This window comes from Paenibacillus selenitireducens (assembly GCF_002021565.1).
In the GTDB taxonomy this organism is placed as follows: Bacteria; Bacillota; Bacilli; order Paenibacillales; family Paenibacillaceae; genus Paenibacillus_K; species Paenibacillus_K selenitireducens.
Genome location: NZ_MSZX01000003.1, coordinates 254,128 through 274,393 on the forward strand (window position 1 = coordinate 254,128; position 20,266 = coordinate 274,393).

Below are 20,266 nucleotides of genomic sequence, written 5' to 3' on the forward strand. Positions count from 1 at the left end.
CGTCCGAGGCCGCTGCTCTTTATTTGTATAGAGACAATAATCCATGGGTGAGTTCAAATAGCTGCAGTACATTTCGCGGGTCTTTTCCTGTGATGGAATGGATCCGTTTGAGGCGGTATTGCAGCGTGTTGCGATGAATATTGAGCTCGGCCGCCGTGAGCGAGACGCTGCAATCATGGTTAATAAAGCTCCGCAAGGTCTCCATCATGTCCATCGTATCCTCTAATTTGCTGACAACGTTCAAGTTGTTACTCAGATCCGCATGGCTTAGCTTAACAAGGAAATCGACCTCGTCATAAGCAACGACCCGCGATGGCAGGTTGAGGGCAACCAATACATTCATTGCCGACTTGGCCTGGTAGTAGCTTTCTGCAATGCTGCTCTTCAGATTTCCGATGGCGATTAACGCATCATTCTGATGCTGCAGCATCGTCTGTATGAGTTTATCTGTACTTTTAGCGTTCTGAACCATAATGAGATGGGTGTCTTCTTCCATGACGAATGACGGGTAGAGCAGCAAGCTCTTTGCGGATTCCTCATTCCACGTGAAATTTTTGACATACAGGACTACGGTCTTTAGAAGCAAATCGATCTTATACGTTGAAGCTTCTTTTTTGAGTTTTTGCGAATAGGCCCCCTGGTGTTGAAGCAGCATTTCTAGAAAAGCTTTTTTGCGATTCGCTTCATGAGCCAGGTTTTTTAAGGCGGTACCTTGCTCGATCAGCAGCGCTACCGTTGTTCTTACAATGTTGCAAAAGGGTCTTACTTCATTCGGATTGCCGGTAATCCCTATGACGCCTACGCGTTTGTGGTCGATCACAATGGGCTCGTTGGTTCCTTTCTTCTCAAAGCGGCCATCATCCCATACTTCAATCATTTTTCCCGTGGCCAAAGCTTTTACCGCACCTTGGTGAATCGTGCCTACCCGCCCTTTATTCCCACTGCCGATGATGACGCCTTGGTCATTCATGATATTGATGTTATAGGGGATGTCTTTCATCATTTTATCGACGATGTCTTGTGCCTGTTGCTCGGAAAGCTGGAACAATTCAAGGCCCTCCCTTCCTGATGCTAGTATGGTGCAATATCCTGCTTCTCATATTGTGAAAGTTTGAACTTGTTTGTGCAGATGAACGAGATTTCTTTTATCATATCATAACCAGGATGAGATCTCAGCAGCACCCTACGGCGCAAGCTGGATCGCGCTTCCGACAAATGGTAATATTATCCCATAACGATGATAGGAGGGTCCACCATGTTAGCTGTCATAGAACAAACGGAGGTTGGATATACCGCGCGAATGGAACGTCGTTGGAAGCATAGCGTTCAGAAGGTATGGTCCATGTTGACAGACAATGACATGCTTGCGAAATGGTTCGTCGAGCTTCAGGTCGAGGAGCTGGCTATAGGCGGTCTAATGAAGTTCGATATGCAGAACGGTACGTTCGAGGAGATGAGAATTACCGATCTTACCCTTAATTCTGTCTTGGAATATACATGGGGGGAAGACCAGGTTCGTTTTGAACTTTATCCGGAGCAAGAGGGCTGTCGGTTGGTCTTTCAAGAGAAGATTCATCGGTTAACGGATCATACATCCAGGGATCTTGCCGGCTGGCATGTATGTTTGGATGTGATCAGCGCCTTACTGGATGACAGGACGCTTGAATCGCGCCAGAGTGAATGGAATAGACTGCATCCGCAGTATGTACAGTTGATTGAACGATTGAAGGAAAGGGGATAAACCATGGAAGTGCGGGTAGATCAACAAGGGAGCTCTAGGGTAGCCGTCATTTCAAGTCCGGATATCCTGATCAAGGATGTTCAAGATGCCTTAGATTTGATGTCTACGTTACAATATACCGACAATTGCTATAAGTTTGTCATTTATAAATCCAACATCACGGAGGATTTCTTCGATTTAAGTACGCGGTTGGCGGGGGAAATTCTGCAGAAGTATATCAATTACCAGGTGAAAATTGCGATTGTCGGAGATTTTAAGGGGTACACCAGCAAGAGCTTGAAGGATTTTATCTATGAGTGCAATCAAGGTAAAGATGTGTTTTTCGTGGAAAATGAGCAAGCAGCGCTTGAAGCGCTTCATCGCTCGGCGTAGCCAATGATTTGAAGCAGCGTCAAAGACACCGGTCGGGTCTTTGGCGTTTTTTTGTATGCACCCACTCGCCCCATAATAACTATTGTTCCCCCGTCTTTTTACTCGTATAATAAGCTAATGCGGTAACTAATTAAAGTGAGAAAGCTATTAGATGAGGGGTACATCATGAAACGTATAGCCATTCTGGGCAGCAGCGGCGGAAACTTATTTAATCTCGGGGGGAAAGATCCCGAAAAGTTGATGAGTGAAATTATCTCGCAATGTAAGGGTGCGAATGTAGAGATTGCTGCGGTGCAATTTATTGCAGCCGTAGAATCGATGGATGTAGCGAAGGATCATACAGCGGCGGTTCTCTATCGATGGGATGCAGGCGAGATGCGTCTCACCAAGATGTATGAGGGGCCATTGAAAGAGACGAACCAAGCAGCGATGGTGTTAGACACGGAAATTGCAGGTCAGATCCAAGCCGGTCAGATCGATGGTATCATCGTGATGAGCGCCGATCCTAACCAGGCCAACCAACAAGCTATGATAGCGGCGGTTGAGAAGCGGATTCCTGTCGTAGGGACCGGGGGAACATCCATGGCATTGATCAGTTCCAAGGGAGCGAATGTGATCGCTACCTCCGGGACGACAGGAACGACGAATCGGACAAGAGCCGTATCCTTCATGACTTCTTTGTGCAAATATTGGGGGATCAAATATCATCCTGTCCTTGGAGATACGTCCACCCAACATGCATCCGTGTCTTCCAATCCGTGGCGGAAGATCAATCTGAAAGGGATTATGCAGGCTTCGCTGCCAGGTTTTATAGCCATGGCGATTGTGCTCGCCATAAGCCAAATCCCCGCGTTAAAAGGGCTAAGCGAAGTATTCGATCTCATGCTCAAGGCATTGCCGGTTGTTCTTGCGGTCATTGCCGCGAAGCAAATCTCCGACTTGGATGAAGTATCGATCGTTGCAGGTGTCATTGCAGGAACCTTATCGATCAATGGCGGCATTATTGGCGGTATTATTGGCGGGATTGGTGCTGGTCTTCTGGTTCAGTACTTGTTCGTAAAATGTGTACAGTGGCGTTTCCCTATGACGACGGTCAATATCGTGGCTGGTGGATTCGCAGGTCTGATCTCGGGACTCATCATGTATTATTTGATCGCTCCATTTGCCTTGCAAGCCGGAGAGTTGATGAAGTATTTGATTAACGAGGCGATCTCTTTCAATCCGATCGTAGCCGGCGTTGTGGCAGGGCTGTTGATTTGGCCAGCGATCTTGGGAGGCGTCTATCATGCCGCAATTCTGCCGATCGTATTGCTTGAAATGGAGAAGACGGGCAATAGTTTCTTGGGTGCGGTAGACATGGTAGGTTTGGTTATGGTATCTGCCGGTATTACCTTAGCGAATATCATTGCGCCAAGAGATAAAGGGGAAGCGGCGGTCGCGACTCCGGGATTTCTGATCAATATGGGCTTCGGTACGTTCGTAGAGGCGGCGTATCCATTTATGTTCTCGAACAAAATGGTATTTGCGGGAGCGATCTTGGCCGGGGGTGTAGGAGGCGGACTCGTGGGCGTGTTCAACGTTCGAGGTACCGCGTACGTTCCTTCGTTCATGGGGCCTTTGCTATCCAATAACGTGATGGGGTTCACGATCGCCATGGCGGTCGCGTTATTACTCTCATTGGTCATTACTTTGGTGGCGAACAAGGCTGTCCGAAACAAGAAGAACCTGGAACCCACCACCCAGGTTGAACAATCTGCATAACATCTACTAGGCCAACCTTATCTGGATAAAATATAAAGCCCGCTTAGCTAATGGTATAGCTAATACGGGCTTTTTGTTGTGTCGAGGATCTAACTGTTTTTTAAGCACCTTCGTTAATCGATGCAGCCCAGCTTTCGTGGCGCGGTTTTCTCCAGGAGAATAACTTCGGAGCCTCTGGGAGATGAATAAAGGGGAATTGTTAACGCATACCGGATATAGAAAGAAGCGAGCGATGATGAAAATCGTACTTATTCGCCACGGGCAGAGCGTGTGGAATCTAGAGAATCGATTCACGGGATGGACAGACGTAGATTTATCGGACAATGGATTGGAAGAAGCAAGGCAAGCAGGAATGATCCTGAAGCAGAACGGATTTTCATTTGATGCTGCGTATACATCTGTGCTCAAACGGGCAATTCGTACGTTATGGATTGTTCTGCATGAAATGGACTTGATGTGGATACCCGTCTATAAATCCTGGTGCCTGAATGAGAGACATTATGGTGCGCTCCAAGGTTTGAACAAAGACGACACAGCCAAGAAATACGGTGAGGATCAAGTGCATCAATGGAGAAGGTCCGCCGATATCAGGCCCCCTGCGTTGGAGAAGAGTGATCCAAGGTACGAGGCCTCCCATCCTAAATATAAGGCGTTAAAAGAAGGGCAGTTTCCTCTCACAGAGAGTCTGGAAGATACCGAGCGAAGAGTGTTGAAGTATTGGAATGAAGCGATCGCACCTGCGATTCGAAAAGACCAAAAATTGATGATATCCGCCCATGGGAATACGATCCGTGCCTTAGTTCAATATCTGGACAATATCCCTTCCAACGGCATCGTGAATCTAAATATTCCGACGGGAGTTCCGCTGGTATACGAATTAGATGAAAATCTGAAGCCGGTCCGACACTACTATCTAGGCATGGAGGGCGAATTGGAGCCCGGTGTTATTCCTCATCACTTCTAGATAAAGGAATATTTCTCCTATTATGGGGACAATCTACGATGTAGCTATCATATCATTGTAAGTTGTGAGGGGGCAGGGTCGTGGGTTTTTTCAAAGAAATGTTGAATAATAATCGAAGAAAGAGCAGACCTATGCCCGGAAAGTCTACATTGACGCCCCGACCGGTATTTCCTACAGTGCAGGAGAATATTCAATATTTGAAAGAAGCGCTGTTTCATACAGATGATTTAGTACGCCAAAAGGTATCGATCCCAGGGTATACGAGCGAGTTCCTCTTTATGTACACCATGTGCGACCAGAGTAAAATTCGTGAGGAAATATTCAAGCCGATTTTGGAAAATAAAGACGGAGATTTAGAAGGAATTCTAATCTCGATGCGAGCGAACAAGCATGATGATCTTGAGAAAGTGATTGATTTGGTAGTTAAAGGAAATGCCGTGCTATTTATCGAGGGTATGGAAGATTGCTTTGTTATTGAGGTAGGATCGAGTCATGTCCGAAATGTCACCGAACCGAACAATGAGAAGGTTGTGGAGGGCTCACACGAAGGTTTTGTGGAAAGTGTCAGTATAAATCTACAGCTCGTTCGTAAACATATCGAGAATCGAAATTTAGTAGTGAAGCGGTATAAGCTTGGGAATGAAACAAAAATTGAAGCGGTAATTGTCTATTTGCAGAATCTGGCCAATCCCGAGCTTATCGAAGAAGTCGATCGCAGGATACAGAATATTGATGCGGATAATATCTCATCTTCCGAATTTATCGAAGAATATATTGAAGACAAAACGTTCTCGCCCTTTCCTCAGCTGCTGCATACAGAGAGACCGGATCGAGTCATAGGGAATTTACTGGAAGGCAGAGTGGCATTGTTAGCCGAAGGTAGTCCTACGGCCTTAATTATGCCTGTGACCTTCTTTGCCTTTTATCAATCGCCCGATGATTATAGTTTTCGGTCTCTGCAAGGGTCATTTATTCGATTCATCCGGGTATGCAGCTTTGTCTTCGCGATCGCTCTACCGGCTTATTATATTGCGGTGGTTTCTTTCCATTATGAAGTGATTCCGGAGGATTTACTGCTGCCCATTAAAAGCAGCATTGAGAACATTCCGTTCCAGCCGATTCTTGAGGCGCTGTTTATGGAGCTGACGATTGAATTGCTTCGTGAAGCTGGCATCCGCCTCCCTGGGCCTGTGGGACAAACAATTGGGATCGTCGGCGGTCTCGTCATCGGGGATGCGGTTGTCAAGGCGGGTCTAGTTTCGAACACTATGATCATTGTTGTCGCCTTAACGGCGATTGCTTCTTTCGTTGTACCTTCCCATGAGATGAGTGCATCGGTCCGAATGCTGCGCTTTCCTATTATGGTTGCCGCATCGCTATTCGGATTTATTGGAATTGTCTACAGCTTAATGATCATTCTGATTCATTTATGTTCATTAGAATCGTTCGGTACGCCTTATTTGGCTCCTATCGCTCCGTTCCGATGGAAGGATTTGAAGGATACGATCATTCGAATGCCACAGTGGGCATTAAGACAACGTTCGCAAGATCCAGCTCCTCAAAAACTAAATCAGCAGTCACAACCCGTGGAGGAAGAGAGAAGCGATGATTAATGTGAGGGATCAAATTACACCGGGACAGCTCGCATTTTTGGTCGTCCAGACTCAAATTGGAGTGGGGCTGTTAATGCTGCCTTCCCAAGTGCATACCGCAGCCCAAGGGGACGCGTGGATCTCCGTCCTTATCGCCGGATTATTGGTTCAATTTTTCATTGTTGTCCTATGGTGTTTAGGCAGGAGATTTCCTTCGCTTACATTGTATGATTATTTGCCGGCACTATTAGGAAGATATATAGGAAAACTTGTCCACCTCGTATATGCGGCTTACTTCATACTCGTGTCAAGCTACATCATTATTAACTTTGCTAAAACAATCCGAGACTGGGTGTTGATTGAGACGCCCCAATGGATCGTTATAGGGATGATGACGAGCGTATGTATCTATTTGGTCCGTGAGAGTTTGCGAACGATTGCCCGTTTTTTTGTTCTTGTATTTTTCTGTAACATCGCGTTGATCATTATCGTTTCTTGTGCGTATCTTCACGTTAATTTTCTATATATATTGCCAGTGGGACAGGCAGGAATATGGAAAATTACGAAGGGCGTGCACGAAACCATGGCCGCTTTAGCGGGGTATGAAATTCTATTAATTTGTTATCCCTTCGTGAAGGGAGGCAGCGTTGCGAAAATCAAGGCAGTCGTCTTTGCGAATATTTTCTCCACATTGTTATATGCCTTTGCGGTCTTTACTAGTCTTATCGTATTCAGTCCTCAGGAGTTGAAACTGCTGCCCCAACCTCTACTGTACATGGTCAAGGCGTTAGGCTTTAAATTGTTCGAGCGGTTAGACCTCTATTTTCTCTCCCTGTGGATGGTTGTAGCAACCACTTCGGCGATAGGTTATTTTTTCATGGCTTCCAAGGGAGTCGCCAATCTCTTTCGGCAACAGAGTAATCATCGCAAGGCAGTGCCTTATACGGCGGCGCTCGTATTTATCATTGCGCTGATCATTCAAGATCCGCTCCTCATTGATACGATAGGGAAAATTTTATCTATCACAGGTTATGTGTTTATAATTGGGATTCCCTTCGTTCTATTAATGATTTCCGTTCTGTTCAACATACATGAAGCAAGGGGGAGACCGAGGTGAGAACGGGGTTAATCTTATTCGCAACCTGCTTCCTAGCAGCAACGCTTCTATCGGGTTGTTGGGACCAACAACTGTTGAAGGACATCAGAATTGTAGATGCCAGCGGCTTAGACCTGGATCCGGAAGGGAAGCTTCAAGCTACCTCCTCGGTACTCGAAGTGAGCGGTTCGCAATCCGGAAATAAGAGTTTGGACGAAATCCAAACGGGGAAGGGAAATACAACCAGACAATTGCGGGATATTCTTGACCGTAAGATATCCGGTATATACTCGGCTTCCAAGCTTCGTGTCACTCTAATGGGAGAGGCTCTAGCGAGACAAGGTATTTATCCGTATCTCGATGTATACTACCGTGATCCCAGCAGCGCTTTGAATGCGAGGATTGCTGTCGTTGAGGGTACAGCACATGATATCCTCACTTTCAAAAAACCAGGAACAAAACTCGTCGGCGAGTATTTTAACAAGCTAATCAGTAGCGCGGAGCGTAGAACGATTATTCCAGCGGTTAACCTTCAACTTATCTGTCCACCCATGTTGGATCCAGGTGATGCTTTTGCTCTCCCCTATATTTCTAAAGATACGACAAGTCCTTCGATTTACGGGATAGCATTATTTAGTGGGGATAAAATGACAGGTACCTTAAAATCGGAAGATTCCATGTTATACCTATTGATGGCGGATAAATTAGCCAAGACTGCCAGTGTGACGCTTAAAATAAATGAGGAGGGAAGTCAGAACCCGGAGAAATATATCGCGATAGACATTCAAAAATTAAAGCGGAAGTTGAAAGTAAACGTTCAAAACAACCGAAATATTAAAGTGACGCTCGATCTGAAATTAAAAATAGCTGTCGTTGAATACGCAAAGGATCACTTAAATGATAAGCGAAATCTCACCCAGTTGGATAAGAAGCTATCGGAAGAACTGACGAGAAGAGCGCAAGTGATTACGCAGAAAATGCTGCAGGCCAAGCATGACGGGTTTGGAATCGGTCGAAGAGTGATGGCTTACTATCCGAATACATGGAAAAAACTGCATTGGTTAGAGGATTACCCGAAGGTGGAGTTTGTTCCTAAAGTGACGGTTAAGATTGTTAAACACGGAATAATGAACTAAATAAAGCGAGGGAATAACCTAATCTTTTCTCATCGTATTCACAGAATGCGATGCTACACTCATGGCATCAGCTTAGAAATCCGCCTAGCCATGAAAGAGAGGAGAAATGAAGCATGAATAGCGAAAAATCAATCCATTCTGACAACGATTTGTATGTTCAGCAAAATGGACGGCAGATGTTGAACAAGGTACCAGAGGTCATGATTTTCTTCTGGATCATTAAGATTATGGCAACGACGGTGGGTGAGACGGCAGCCGATTTCCTGAACATGAATTTGGGCTTAGGCTTGACCAATACGACCCTTGTCATGAGTATCTTCTTGGTCATTATGCTATTCGTTCAGTTCAGAGCGAGAAAGTATGTGCCTTGGATCTACTGGCTCACGGTCGTACTTATCAGCGTTGTTGGCACATTGGTCACGGATAACCTCACAGATAACTTCGGAGTTCCTTTGGGAATAACGACCGTCATCTTTTCAGTCGCGCTGATGTTGGTATTTTTGGCCTGGTTTGCGAGTGAGCATACACTCTCCATCCACTCCATTTACACCACCAAGCGGGAAGTTTTCTATTGGCTGACGATTCTGTTCACCTTTGCCTTGGGGACTGCAGCCGGGGACCTTATAGCAGAGGGCTTGAATTTGGGTTACTGGTTGTCAGCGCTGATGTTCGCGGGACTAATCGCCTTGGTGACCATTGCACATTACTACTTTAAGTTAGGTGCTGTGCCGGCCTTTTGGATTGCTTATATTTTGACTCGTCCATTCGGTGCTTCTCTCGGCGACTATTTATCACAACCTCGTGATGAGGGTGGGCTTGCGTTGGGAACGGTAGGAACGAGTGCAATCTTCCTCGTTACGATTCTATGCTTGGTGATTTACTTGACCAAGACAAAAAGAGACGAGATATCGCTGTCCCATTTAACGGAGAAGTAGATATTTTATAAAATCATTCGAAAAAGCTTAGAGCAGAATGGCTCTAGGCTTTTTCGTGCATATGTGCTAGAGAAACGGTTCATGTGATAAATTAGAGGAATAATCATCGTTACGAATACCAGAATAGTACCAAACAACGAATAAAGGAGTAAACGAATATGAAATATCGTCGACTAGGAAGAAGCGGGTTAGAAGTATCAGCATTAGGATTAGGTACGAATGCATTCGGGAAACGTGCGGATCAAGAAACATCCACGCGGATCATTCATTTTGCCTTGGACCAAGGCATTAATTTCGTGGATACGGCCAATATTTACGCGGGTACGGAATCGGAAAGGATTATTGGAGAGGCGCTGGCGGGAAAGCGTCATCACGTGGTACTAGCTACAAAAGCCGGATTAGTAACGGGACAAGGTCCGAATGCCATGGGTTCATCGCGGTATCATCTTCAACAAGAATTGGAGAGCAGTCTTCGACGCTTAAAAACCGATTATATCGACCTCTACCAGATCCATACCTTCGACCCGTATACACCGATTGAAGAGACATTACGTACTTTAGATGATATGGTCCGTGCCGGAAAGGTTCGCTATATTGGCGCATCCAACTATGCCGCATGGGAACTGATGAAGGCGTTGGGAATCAGTGAACAGAAAGGATTTCCCCGTTATATCTCTACGCAAGTTAGTTATTCACTCGGAGATCGGACACCAGAGCAGGAACTCGTCCCGATGTGTGTAGATCAGGGCGTAGGAATTATACCGTATTTTCCACTGGCTGGCGGTATTCTAAGCGGGAAATATACGTTGACAGAGGGGGCGCCTGCCGATTCCAGGGCCGTGACGGACCCTAATTTCAACAAATTCCTGAATTCTAGCCGGATTACACTAGGACAGCAAGTAAGTAAGCTCGCTGCTGATCGAGGAAGCAGCCCTAGTGCGCTTTCCTTAGCATGGCTTATGCATAAACCCGCTGTCTCGACCGTCATTGTGGGTGCCACAAGAGTGGAACAATTGCAAGATAATTTGAAAAGCGTAGCTTTAGACATGGATGCAGAAGTGAGCGAGTCATTGGACGAAATTAGCGATTCGTTCCGCCATGGAGAGCCTTTTGCGGCTTACCGATTACCTTCGAATGCCTAGTTAGCCCTCGCCGGTTCGCATTCATGTATTTTTATAAATAGGTTCGCTTATGCTGTCACAAGATGGCATCCTTCCTCGTTTCATGTGCAAACGAAGAATGGAGTGATTGTCATGAACGAACTTACATGTGTCATTATTGGTGGAGGATACGCGGGCATAAATGCTGTAAAAGCGATTCGCAAATCATGTCAGGGGGAAATGAGCAGCCGAACGCTCCGGGTCATTCTTATCGATAAGAACCCCTACCATCTGCGTAAAGTATTACTTTTTAAGCTTGCGGTCGGACAAGAGGATATTACGATCCCTTTGAATCAATTGTTTCCTGAAGGGGTTGAATTCGTTCAAGCTACCGTAACAAATATTGCAGCTAAGGAACGAAAAGTGCTATATCGGGATCCAGCAGGCACGGAGTTCGCCATGAATTACGATATTCTCGTCGTGGCAGCAGGCAGTGTCGTAAGGCAGCCAGATCCCTCGCAGGGCGGCCTTGCATTGGACAGTCAGGACGCTGCGAGGAACATCCGTGACATATGGATGGCGAACTTAAGAAAAGCGGTTCAAACGAAAAATGCGCAAGAGCGCCAGCGATACATGACCATAGCCGTTGCAGGAGCCGGTATTAGCGGTATCGAGACCTCTGCGGAATTGGCTTATGTCGTTCGTGCGGAAGCAGAAAAGCTCGGGTTAGACCCGGGTGCTGTGAAAATATATCTATTGAATGCGCAGGATAGACTTTTCAAGGAAGGTCCGGCCAAGGTAGGGATGAAATTAGAACGTTCTCTCGCTGACTTTGGAGTAACTTCCTTACATGGATGCAAGGGATTGCAGGAGACCGAGGGAAGGCTGATCCTGTCGAACGGACAGACGCTATCCGTCGGCTTATGTATATGGACTTTGGGGCTTGTACCCCATCCCATGCTGCGAAGCGTCGGATTACCACTCACGGAAGAAGGATATGTTATCGTCGATGCAAGCTATCGGGTTCAAGGTGCGCCAGGCGTGTACGCTATCGGAGATTGCGCGCAGATCGTTGATCCGGTAACTGGTCGAACGGATGGCAAGACGTGTAAAGAAGGTAATGCGCAAGCCGATCGACTTGGCAAAGTTATTCTAGCGGATGTGGAGGGGCATACGGCGCCCTCGCATAAGCCATTTACGGATTTTTTCTGTATTGGCTTAGGTCCTGGGCAGGGAATGGTATGGACTCGTCAGTGGGGTCTGGATATTGTTCTTACAGGGAAATTGGGTTGGAAAATTAGGAAATACACGTGGGATGTGGCCAGTTTGCTGAAATAACTCCAAATGAATGGCAAAATGACAGGAAGTGATCCAATGCAGGACCTATACGAGCAGTATAAAAGGCTGTTGTTTACGCTTGCCTATCAAATGACGGGTTCGGCTTCTGATGCGGAGGATGTTGTACAGGATGTGTTCTTGAAACTGTACGATGTTAACCCGGAACGTCTAGTCGAGCCCAAAGCATATTTGTGCAAAATGGTAACGAATCGTTGTCTCGATGTGCTCAAATCAGCACGAAAACGGCGGGAACAGTATTTCGGTCCCTGGCTTCCTGAGCCCATCCGTACCTCAGAAGACGATTCGTTCGAATCCGTCGTTCGCGGCGAATTGTTGTCCTATGCGATGCTCGTGCTGTTAGATCGGCTATCCCCCGCGGAACGAGCGGTGTTCGTTCTTCGTGAGGCACTCTGCTTCGAGTACCCCATGATTGCCGAACTTGTTGGTAAAAGCGAAGCGAATTGCCGCAAGCTGATCAGCCGCGCGCGAGGGAAAATGGGCATTTCGCCCGACGAACCCATCCATGCCGAGGCAGCAAGCGAAGAGTGGGTTGGCCGGTTCCTGTCTGCGCTTGAGCAGGGCAATGTAGATACGGTGATATCTTTGCTTGGCGAAGATGTCGTGCTGGTATCTGACGGGGGAGGCAAAGTATCCGCAGCTGCGCATCCTATTGAAACACGGGATCATGTCGTCCGATTCCTTCTTGGAGTCATACGTAAAGCTCGTCAGGACGAAGAAGGTCTACAAGTGGAGATCGCTCAGGTTAATGGTCAAACGGGACTTGTTATTCGTTCAGAAGGGGGAATCTTAACCATTGTTCTCCTTCATGTCGAAAAGAATCTGATCCAGAACCTTTACTTTGTTAGGAACCCGGATAAGTTGACGCTTTTTCATGAATAAAGATCTATCCCTACAGCTCATCATGTGGACAGCAAACAGCCCCGCTTCTACAAGAAGAGAAGCCGGGGCTGTTCGTATTTTGATGATATCTATACCATTATGCTGCATGGCGTTTCCGTTCCGAGAGATAGCTTGCCACACCGATGGCGAGACCTAGACCTACGAGTACGGCACCGACCCACGGTAGAGACGTAATCGAGAGGTGCGTAATAACCCATCCGCCAATGAAAGCTCCTGCCGCGTTCCCGAGGTTGCCTGCGGAATGACTCGAAGTCGAGGCCAGTGCAGGAGCATCCTGCGCCAGACTCATGACGCGTACCTGAAGACCTGGCATCACGGCGAAGGAAGCTGCTCCCCACAGGAAGATGGTAATGACGGAAGCAACCGGACTGTGTACGGTGAATGTAAATAGCGTGAGGATCACACAGATCGTGAAGTAAAGCCCTAGAATGGAAGGCATGAGCTTCCAGTCGGCGAGCTTCCCGCCAATGATGTTACCGATGGTTACGCCGCAGCCGAAGAGAACCAGAATCCAAGTCACGCTGTGCTCCGCATACCCCGTAACCTGTTGCAGCAAAGGAGCAATGTACGTAAATACCGCGAATAACCCCGCATTTCCTAACGCTCCAATAAGCAGATATAACATGAGCTTCGGTGAAGCTAACGCCTTGATTTGCTGTGTCATGCTTGTCGGCAGTTCCTGCCGAAGCTTCGGAATGAACGCGAAGATTCCGATCAAAGCCAGCACGCCCATGATGGCAATCACGCCGAATGAAGCCCGCCAACCTAAATGTTGTCCGATGAACGTCCCCATCGGAACCCCGATAATATTTGCAATCGTTAACCCGGCCATCATGATGGACACGGCGCCGGCACGTTTGTCCGGGCGTACGAGATTGGAAGCAATAACCGCACCGACACCGAAGAACGTTCCGTGTGTTAAGGCTGTAATCATACGTGCAACCATCAGAACGGCGTAATTTGGTGCAAATACAGAAATACCATTACCGAGAATGAAGAGCACCATGAGCAGACACAACAGTTTCTTTTGCGGAATCTTGTGGGTAAGGATGGTCAGAATGGGTGCGCCGACAGCGACGCCAAGTGCGTACATGGTAATGAGCTGCCCTGCCGTCGAAATGCTGACGTGCAAATCATCCGCTACATTCGGGAGAAGACCCATGATGACGAATTCCGTCATGCCAATAGCAAACGCCCCTACGGTAAGCGACAAAATGGAGATAGGAAACGGTTCTTTGACAGCCTTTTTCCTCGAAATACTGTGAGATAAATCCATGCTGTGAATGACAACCTTTCTATGGCATAAAGTGATACGATAAACTTGTAAGTACAAGTTGCTTGAATTGGAGACCTGCTTTATATTATTTCGTTTTCAGAAAATATTTTCAAGATAATTATTTGATAGGTATTGATATGGATGAGGTATATGCATAAAATTACCATATGATGGTATATTTAGTATCATGGTTTTTTCATGATGCAAGTGATCAAATATCAAAGGATGAGGGAAGTCTTTATGATGAAGCTCTGGACGGAAGGGATTATCTACTATCAAGGCTATCAGCTGGGCATGACATACCATCCTGAAGATACGGTCTACGAGGATCACGAAGATCTTAGGACCTACCGTATTCTCTTGATCAAAGAGGGGACTGGGGTATTGCAGCTAAAGGATCGTCTGTACCCGATTATGGCCCCGGGGGTATATTGTTTCAATGACCGGGAGCATGTACGCTTTATGGCAGGGGCATCGTTCAAGGTGAAGTACTTACGGTTCCAACCGAGCGTATTGAATACCCGGCTTGGTCATTTGCTTCAGGGTTTACAGGAAGGTCTTACTACAGATTACCAAGATCTATGGGTGATGGAACCTTTCATCGATCGCACGGAATCCTATTACGGAGGGATGCCGCTAGATCCCTCCGTTGCGAAGCGTGCGGAAGAATTAATCGAGCACATCGGGAAGAATCTCACATTACAGCCAGATTGCTACTGGCCATGCCGCAGCCGCTCCTATCTCATGGAACTGCTGTTTCTTATTCGTCAGGTTTATCAAGAGATGGATTTGTCTCCCCACCCGATCCCCCATGTCGTTCCAGAATCGATAAAGCCTGTCATCGCCTATCTGCATACATACTACAAAGATAAAATTAAGCTCGAGCATTTAACTGGATTATTTCATGTGAACAAGACCACGCTCAATGAATCTTTCAAAAAATCAACCGGCTATTCTGTCATCTCTTATCTGAACCACATTCGTATGCGCATGGCGGATGCGATGCTTCGCAATACCACATTGCCAACAACCGAGATTATGGAGATGATCGGAATTCACGATGATGCGCATTTCATCAGGAACTTTCGTAAGCATTCGGGGTATTCACCAGCGGAATACCGTAATAAATATTGTTGGATGCTGCACAAATCGTTATAAAACAGCGCTCCGATGCGGAGCGTTTTTTGATGTCGAAAAGCTTATATTAAAATGTTGTCAATATGCAGGAATACACTGCGGATATTCAGTACCCTCACCATCCATGTCCTGATACGATTCCAATAGAGCAATTCGATGAAATCAAAAAGAGGAGATGTATGTATGAAATGGATGAAAACGGTATGTGCTGTAGTGTTTAGTTTCTCGTTATGGCAGTCTGCTGCGATAGCAGCTCCACAACAGGCTCACGTGTCTTCGACCACGTTGAAAGCCGTCTTTTATAGCGAGTCTCTGCAGAAAGAAATGAATGTAAATGTGTATTTGCCGCCGAACTATGATGCGCAAGATAAGTATCCTGTCCTCTATGTGCTGCATTCCTACAAACTTAATGAAGATCATTGGTTCAAAGCACTTAACATCACGAAGAAAGCGGATGAACTGATCACGAGTGGAAAAATCGAGCCCATGATTATCGTAGCGCCAAAAATAGATAACAGCTTTGGGGTCAATTCAGCAGATCATACCGGGTATGTAGACGGAAGCGGCAAACCCGGGGACGAAGGCGTTTTAAACGCTGGCAAATACGAAGACTACATCACAAAAGACGTGATTTCCTACGTAGATAGTCACTTCAACACGATTAAGTCACGAAATAGCCGATATATCGGAGGGACTTCTATGGGTGGATTTGCTGCATTGCATATCGCCTTACGTCATCCGAATTTATACAGCAAGGTGGGAGGACATTCACCGGCCTTGTTTGTCGGCAAAATGTGGGATGTGCTGGAGAAAATGATATATCCAACGAGCACAGTTAGACAAGAAAATGATCCGCTCGCCCTCGCAGCAAGTCAGAAATTAAATAAATTGAACATTTATCTGGATTGCGGCGACCAAGACGATTTTAAAGAAGGAACCAAGAAATTAAGCGATATTCTTCAAGCTCAGAAAACCAAATCCTTTGAGTTCCATACCACGCCGGGCGGGAAACATGACGATGCTTATTGGAGCAGTCAAGTCGAGAACTACCTCCTGTTCTATGGAGGATTCGATCGCGAGTAAAATCGGAAAAAATGCTTGAAATGACCTGCCTTGTGCAGGTTTTTTTGCGTAGATCAAGATGCGGGAGGAGACATTGGGATGCTAGTTCATGACAAATAGACGTGAATATGATAATATACATACCAACGTTCGGTATGTAAAGGAGAAAGACCTATGGCTAGAAATAAATATCCAGAACAAACCGTAGAGCACATTCTGTCGGTTTCAGCGAAGCTTTTTATCGAGAAAGGCTTCGATAAGACGAGTATACAAGACATTATTCAGGAGCTAGGCATGTCCAAGGGAGCTGTGTACCATCACTTTAAATCCAAAGATGAGATCTTGGGGGCTGTGATGCGAAGACATTTCGACCGGGCTGCGCAAATGCTGGACGAACTCGTAGCGTATACCCAAGCAGCGAATGCGAGGGAGAAGCTTGTCCGCATTTTGGAACACAGCATTGCAGACCCTGAAGCCCATGCGATGGATCGAATCCTAAGCGCACAGATCAAAAATCCGCAATTCGTGGTCGCTGGCATTCAAGGCGGTGTGAATAAGGATGCCGCGATCATTGCACAAATCATGATGGAGGGCCGAGAGGACGGATCCATACATACGGACTACCCGGTGGAATGCGCGGAGGTGTTCATGATGCTCGTGAATATCTGGGCGAATCCGATCTTATTCGAGCGTACGCTTCCAGAGACGAGCCGCCGCTTAACGTTTTTACAACACATGATGAAGCAGCTGGGTGTAGATATTGTCAGTGATGCATTGATTCAACAAATCATAGACCGACATACGGAAATGGGCGGCTATCAGTAGCAGAGGTCATGGAATAAAGGGGGAGTGATAATCATGTTGGAGAGCCGTACGATACGAAAAACGCAACATTTTCAGGATACCATTTCAAATATTTCATTAGCATGGCTGACGGGTGATATTCAGATTATAAAAAGCGATACGGACGAGATCAAAATCATTCAGTACGCCAACCAGGGATTCTCGGAAAACAAACTATTCGACGCACGAGTAGAGAACGGAACGTTAAACATTCTAGATGGACGGAAACGCAAACTGTCGTTCGGGATTCACGTTCATCGAACCCTATTGGAGCTTCACCTTCCGGCTCAATCCTTTCAATCGTTCTCGATACAGGGCACAGGCAGTCATATCACGATACAGGATATTCAAGTTACGGATTGCAACTGCCATATCACCTCCGGCGTAGTTAATTGTTCGGGTACGATCACAGATCTTAAGGTAAGAGCGATAGGCAGCCATATCCTGGGCGAGCAACTGTCGGTACAGAAGGTTCGCCTTCAAGCTACTTCCTCGAAAATAGATCTCTCGGGCATGTTCTCGGTGGTTGATACCCAGATTACGGGTAGAAGTATGCGGATAGAATCATCCTCGATGATTCGGCGGCTTCACTCTGTATCAACGGGAGCCAGCGTGAACGTGGTTATTCCGGAAAATGACGGGTTTACCCTCCAATATAAGCAGGGAAGCGGGCAGATGAAGAGCGAATTTCCCCTTGTCACACAAGGGAATACGCATCGCTATAAGAACGGAGAGAGCAAAGAGAGCACTCTTAAAGCGGAGGTTCGGGGCGGGAAATTTACACTTTTGAAAAGTTGAAAAATGAGATGTCCAAAGTAGAAGTCCAAAGTAGATAGAAAAGTTGAAAAGGACATCATGGACTAGTGGAATAGGCCCTGCAGCACCGCCGCCATAGAAATATGCACTGCAGCACACATCGCAATAGAAATAAGCCTTGCAGCACATGCCGCTATACTGGATTTATCCAAGACAGCAGGCCAGTTCGGCTCCTATTCAACCCCTATATTGGACAAATGTAAGATAGAACCCTAAAAACCCACTGATTTAAGTAGAAATGTAGTTTTTGGTTGGATATATCCAATATAGCCCTGTCTGAAGGCATTATTTATCGAGAGTTAGTGGATAAATCCAATATAGATACCCAATGTGAAGTCCAGAGTAGGAATCCAGAGCAGAAAATCCAGAGTAGGAATCCAGAGCAGAAAATCCAGAGTAGGAATAGAATCCAGAGCAGAAATCTAGAGTACATATCCAAAGTAGATATCCTATGTGGTATTCAAAGTAGATATCCAATATAGGGTATAGAAATCCATGGCTGCGGCGTATTTTTTTACATTTAGTGAACCTTTTTTGCGGGTAGGAACCAATATCTAGTGTAATTCCTGAATGGAGGCCGGCCCCCAATGAATGAACAAGATTTGCGACCTTGGCTCATCCGGATGAGTCAGGGCGAGGAGGAAGCGTTGCACGTTGTGTTCGAGGCAACACGTGCGCATACGTACAGGATGGTCTATTTTCTAGCTGCAAATAAGCAAGATACCGATGACATCGTGAGTGAAGTGTACATGGAATTGATTCGCTGTATGTCCAAATACAATCAGGAGCAGCCCTTCATGCCATGGTTCAACGGGATCATTGTCCGCCAGGTACGCAACTGGAAGCGTCGGATTTGGAGAAGCCTTCGCCTCATGGAGCGGGTCAAGTCGGCGGAACAGCTTGTGGCATCTCCGTATATGGAAGATCCTTTTGATGGGATTCATGGCGGGCAGGAGCTGCTGCCGCTGGTGAATCATTTATCCCAGAAGCTCAGAGAAGTCATTGTCCTTCGGTATTATCAAGATTACACCTTAGAAGCAATTGCTCAACTTTTAAATATTCCCTTGGGTACGGTGAAGTCCAGACATCGTCTGGCGCTTGAAAAATTGCGGCACCATGTGTCGCACACCATGAAGGAAAGAGGGGAGTCTACCTATGTCCATTGAAGAGAAGCTAAGACAGGAGTATTTGCAGGAATCCAGACGCTTAGAGACCTTCCCCTCCCTCGACAGACATGTTCTGGACATCTACCGCAAGGAGATGAAGAAGAATAGAGGGATGGTCGATATGGCACGTAGGACGAAACTGCCGAAAATTGCTGCGGTATTGCTTATCGTAGGTTTGCTCTCCGGGTTTGCTTATGTAGGGGGAAAGCTGCTGTTCCAAGAGAATCAGGGCCCTTGGCGAGTAGAAGCCCGAACAAGCGGGGACAATTTCACATTACAGCATATTTCAGCGGAACAAATTCGAAGCAAAATGGCCGAAGTGAAATCAACGTTGGCTGCCGGGGAAGCTGCGGTCATTTATTTCGCGGACTTGGAGAAAGAGGCTAATCCTTTGCTTCGCCAGGTTCCAATGGTTGGGGTGAGTCAACCAGAATTGGTAAGCGATTGGAATCAATGGCAGGGACGGTTGCAGGAGCACGATATTTCCGTTCCTGTCCCCCAAGTTATCGCGGGTCAGTTTACCTTTGAGGCAGGTCAATTGGGCAGCCCATTGGTGGGAGATTTGGATAAGGAAGGACTACGTATGCTGGATCAATTGAAACAGGAAAGCCAGGATACCGGGAACAGCATCGTATGGCAAAAAGTTCAGGGGTATAATCCAGTACTCGAAACCTACTCCTACACCTATCATTCAGAAGCCGGTGAACGACTATTTGTTACACTTGTTGAAGCACCTGCGGAGAAAATCTCGATGAAATTGACGCTTCCGGATTCAACAGCCTATGAGGAAGTGAGCATTCATGGCGTGAAAGCTCATTACACGAGCCATTCCCAGATGTTCTATAGCGAATCGAACCAATACCAGGAGCTATTCTGGACGCAGACGTACGGGGAGCATAGTTATATGGTGAAGGTAGGTTCAGATTCTCCGAACATCACCAAAGCACAACTCATTCAAGCCGCGGAAAGTATACAATAAAGGCAAAGCGTAAGCCAAAGCCAAAGCCAAA

The 20,266-nt window shown here is 46.5% G+C and carries 19 protein-coding genes; 17 read left to right on the forward strand and 2 right to left on the reverse strand.

Going from position 1 to position 20,266, the window contains the following annotated elements:
* Positions 1 to 19: 19 nt before the first annotated feature.
* On the reverse strand, positions 20 to 1,048 hold the full coding sequence (locus BVG16_RS08930) for a CdaR family transcriptional regulator (RefSeq protein WP_078498206.1): 1,029 nt from the start codon (positions 1,046 to 1,048) through the stop codon (positions 20 to 22).
* A gap of 207 nt (positions 1,049 to 1,255) precedes the next feature.
* On the opposite strand from BVG16_RS08930, the gene BVG16_RS08935 reads away from it, so the two are divergent.
* From BVG16_RS08935 to BVG16_RS08985, 11 genes are all read left to right on the forward strand, one after another.
* The gene (locus BVG16_RS08935; RefSeq protein WP_078498207.1) at positions 1,256 to 1,741 is read left to right on the forward strand and encodes an SRPBCC family protein; all 486 of its coding nucleotides are present in this window, start codon (positions 1,256 to 1,258) and stop codon (positions 1,739 to 1,741) included.
* 3 nt (positions 1,742 to 1,744) lie between these two features.
* Positions 1,745 to 2,113: a DUF4180 domain-containing protein gene (locus BVG16_RS08940; RefSeq protein WP_078498208.1), complete on the forward strand. Its 369-nt coding sequence runs from the start codon at positions 1,745 to 1,747 to the stop codon at positions 2,111 to 2,113.
* A 165-nt stretch (positions 2,114 to 2,278) separates the two neighbouring features.
* Positions 2,279 to 3,874 carry a PTS sugar transporter gene (locus BVG16_RS08945; protein ID WP_078498209.1) on the forward strand — a complete coding sequence of 532 codons (1,596 nt, stop codon included), beginning with the start codon at positions 2,279 to 2,281 and terminating at the stop codon, positions 3,872 to 3,874.
* A 232-nt stretch (positions 3,875 to 4,106) separates the two neighbouring features.
* Complete coding sequence (gene gpmA / locus BVG16_RS08950; protein ID WP_078498498.1) at positions 4,107 to 4,838, forward strand: 2,3-diphosphoglycerate-dependent phosphoglycerate mutase; 732 nt, start codon at positions 4,107 to 4,109, stop codon at positions 4,836 to 4,838.
* 80 nt (positions 4,839 to 4,918) lie between these two features.
* On the forward strand, positions 4,919 to 6,451 hold the full coding sequence (locus BVG16_RS08955; protein WP_332888767.1) for a spore germination protein: 1,533 nt from the start codon (positions 4,919 to 4,921) through the stop codon (positions 6,449 to 6,451).
* Positions 6,444 to 7,547, forward strand: a complete 1,104-nt coding sequence (locus BVG16_RS08960) for a GerAB/ArcD/ProY family transporter (RefSeq protein ID WP_078498210.1) — start codon at positions 6,444 to 6,446, stop codon at positions 7,545 to 7,547. Before BVG16_RS08955 ends, BVG16_RS08960 begins: the two co-directional genes overlap by 8 nt.
* A complete protein-coding gene (locus BVG16_RS08965; protein WP_078498211.1) occupies positions 7,544 to 8,662 on the forward strand; it encodes a Ger(x)C family spore germination protein in 1,119 nt (372 codons plus the stop codon). The genes BVG16_RS08960 and BVG16_RS08965 overlap by 4 nt, the downstream gene beginning before the upstream one ends.
* Positions 8,663 to 8,775: 113 nt before the next feature.
* The gene (locus BVG16_RS08970; protein ID WP_078498212.1) at positions 8,776 to 9,597 is read left to right on the forward strand and encodes a COG4705 family protein; all 822 of its coding nucleotides are present in this window, start codon (positions 8,776 to 8,778) and stop codon (positions 9,595 to 9,597) included.
* A 158-nt stretch (positions 9,598 to 9,755) separates the two neighbouring features.
* Entirely contained in the window at positions 9,756 to 10,739 is a 984-nt protein-coding gene (locus BVG16_RS08975; RefSeq protein WP_078498213.1) for an aldo/keto reductase, read from the forward strand.
* A gap of 111 nt (positions 10,740 to 10,850) precedes the next feature.
* Positions 10,851 to 12,035 carry an NAD(P)/FAD-dependent oxidoreductase gene (locus BVG16_RS08980; protein WP_078498214.1) on the forward strand — a complete coding sequence of 395 codons (1,185 nt, stop codon included), beginning with the start codon at positions 10,851 to 10,853 and terminating at the stop codon, positions 12,033 to 12,035.
* Between the two features lie 36 nt (positions 12,036 to 12,071).
* The gene (locus tag BVG16_RS08985) at positions 12,072 to 12,935 is read left to right on the forward strand and encodes an RNA polymerase sigma-70 factor (RefSeq protein WP_078498215.1); all 864 of its coding nucleotides are present in this window, start codon (positions 12,072 to 12,074) and stop codon (positions 12,933 to 12,935) included.
* Between the two features lie 97 nt (positions 12,936 to 13,032).
* On the opposite strand, the gene BVG16_RS08990 is transcribed toward BVG16_RS08985, so the two are convergent.
* Positions 13,033 to 14,232: an MFS transporter gene (locus tag BVG16_RS08990; protein ID WP_078498216.1), complete on the reverse strand. Its 1,200-nt coding sequence runs from the start codon at positions 14,230 to 14,232 to the stop codon at positions 13,033 to 13,035.
* A 240-nt stretch (positions 14,233 to 14,472) separates the two neighbouring features.
* On the opposite strand from BVG16_RS08990, the gene BVG16_RS08995 reads away from it, so the two are divergent.
* The 6 genes from BVG16_RS08995 (at position 14,473) to BVG16_RS09020 (ending at position 20,235) form a co-directional block, all read left to right on the forward strand.
* A complete protein-coding gene (locus BVG16_RS08995; protein ID WP_158081654.1) occupies positions 14,473 to 15,390 on the forward strand; it encodes an AraC family transcriptional regulator in 918 nt (305 codons plus the stop codon).
* 162 nt (positions 15,391 to 15,552) lie between these two features.
* Entirely contained in the window at positions 15,553 to 16,452 is a 900-nt protein-coding gene (locus BVG16_RS09000) for an alpha/beta hydrolase (protein WP_233146943.1), read from the forward strand.
* 153 nt (positions 16,453 to 16,605) lie between these two features.
* Positions 16,606 to 17,256 (forward strand): TetR/AcrR family transcriptional regulator, encoded by a 651-nt coding sequence (locus BVG16_RS09005; RefSeq protein ID WP_078498218.1) that lies wholly within the window; start codon positions 16,606 to 16,608, stop codon positions 17,254 to 17,256.
* Positions 17,257 to 17,289: 33 nt separating this feature from the next.
* Positions 17,290 to 18,072, forward strand: coding sequence for a DUF4097 family beta strand repeat-containing protein (locus BVG16_RS09010; protein WP_078498219.1), 783 nt, complete (start codon positions 17,290 to 17,292; stop codon positions 18,070 to 18,072).
* A gap of 605 nt (positions 18,073 to 18,677) precedes the next feature.
* Positions 18,678 to 19,256, forward strand: a complete 579-nt coding sequence (locus BVG16_RS09015) for a sigma-70 family RNA polymerase sigma factor (protein WP_078498220.1) — start codon at positions 18,678 to 18,680, stop codon at positions 19,254 to 19,256.
* Positions 19,246 to 20,235 (forward strand): hypothetical protein, encoded by a 990-nt coding sequence (locus tag BVG16_RS09020; protein ID WP_078498221.1) that lies wholly within the window; start codon positions 19,246 to 19,248, stop codon positions 20,233 to 20,235. Before BVG16_RS09015 ends, BVG16_RS09020 begins: the two co-directional genes overlap by 11 nt.
* The last annotated feature ends 31 nt before the right edge of the window (positions 20,236 to 20,266 follow it).

Coding starts and splice junctions, on each gene's coding strand:
- BVG16_RS08935 (WP_078498207.1), top strand. CDS start 1,256: ATGTTAGCTGTCATAGAACAAACGGAGGTTGGATATACCGCGCGAATG.
- BVG16_RS08940 (WP_078498208.1), top strand. CDS start 1,745: ATGGAAGTGCGGGTAGATCAACAAGGGAGCTCTAGGGTAGCCGTCATT.
- BVG16_RS08945 (WP_078498209.1), top strand. CDS start 2,279: ATGAAACGTATAGCCATTCTGGGCAGCAGCGGCGGAAACTTATTTAAT.
- gpmA (WP_078498498.1), top strand. CDS start 4,107: ATGATGAAAATCGTACTTATTCGCCACGGGCAGAGCGTGTGGAATCTA.
- BVG16_RS08960 (WP_078498210.1), top strand. CDS start 6,444: ATGATTAATGTGAGGGATCAAATTACACCGGGACAGCTCGCATTTTTG.
- BVG16_RS08970 (WP_078498212.1), top strand. CDS start 8,776: ATGAATAGCGAAAAATCAATCCATTCTGACAACGATTTGTATGTTCAG.
- BVG16_RS08975 (WP_078498213.1), top strand. CDS start 9,756: ATGAAATATCGTCGACTAGGAAGAAGCGGGTTAGAAGTATCAGCATTA.
- BVG16_RS08980 (WP_078498214.1), top strand. CDS start 10,851: ATGAACGAACTTACATGTGTCATTATTGGTGGAGGATACGCGGGCATA.
- BVG16_RS08985 (WP_078498215.1), top strand. CDS start 12,072: ATGCAGGACCTATACGAGCAGTATAAAAGGCTGTTGTTTACGCTTGCC.
- BVG16_RS08990 (WP_078498216.1), bottom strand. CDS start 14,232: ATGGATTTATCTCACAGTATTTCGAGGAAAAAGGCTGTCAAAGAACCG.
- BVG16_RS08995 (WP_158081654.1), top strand. CDS start 14,473: ATGATGAAGCTCTGGACGGAAGGGATTATCTACTATCAAGGCTATCAG.
- BVG16_RS09000 (WP_233146943.1), top strand. CDS start 15,553: ATGAAATGGATGAAAACGGTATGTGCTGTAGTGTTTAGTTTCTCGTTA.
- BVG16_RS09005 (WP_078498218.1), top strand. CDS start 16,606: ATGGCTAGAAATAAATATCCAGAACAAACCGTAGAGCACATTCTGTCG.
- BVG16_RS09010 (WP_078498219.1), top strand. CDS start 17,290: ATGTTGGAGAGCCGTACGATACGAAAAACGCAACATTTTCAGGATACC.
- BVG16_RS09015 (WP_078498220.1), top strand. CDS start 18,678: ATGAATGAACAAGATTTGCGACCTTGGCTCATCCGGATGAGTCAGGGC.
- BVG16_RS09020 (WP_078498221.1), top strand. CDS start 19,246: ATGTCCATTGAAGAGAAGCTAAGACAGGAGTATTTGCAGGAATCCAGA.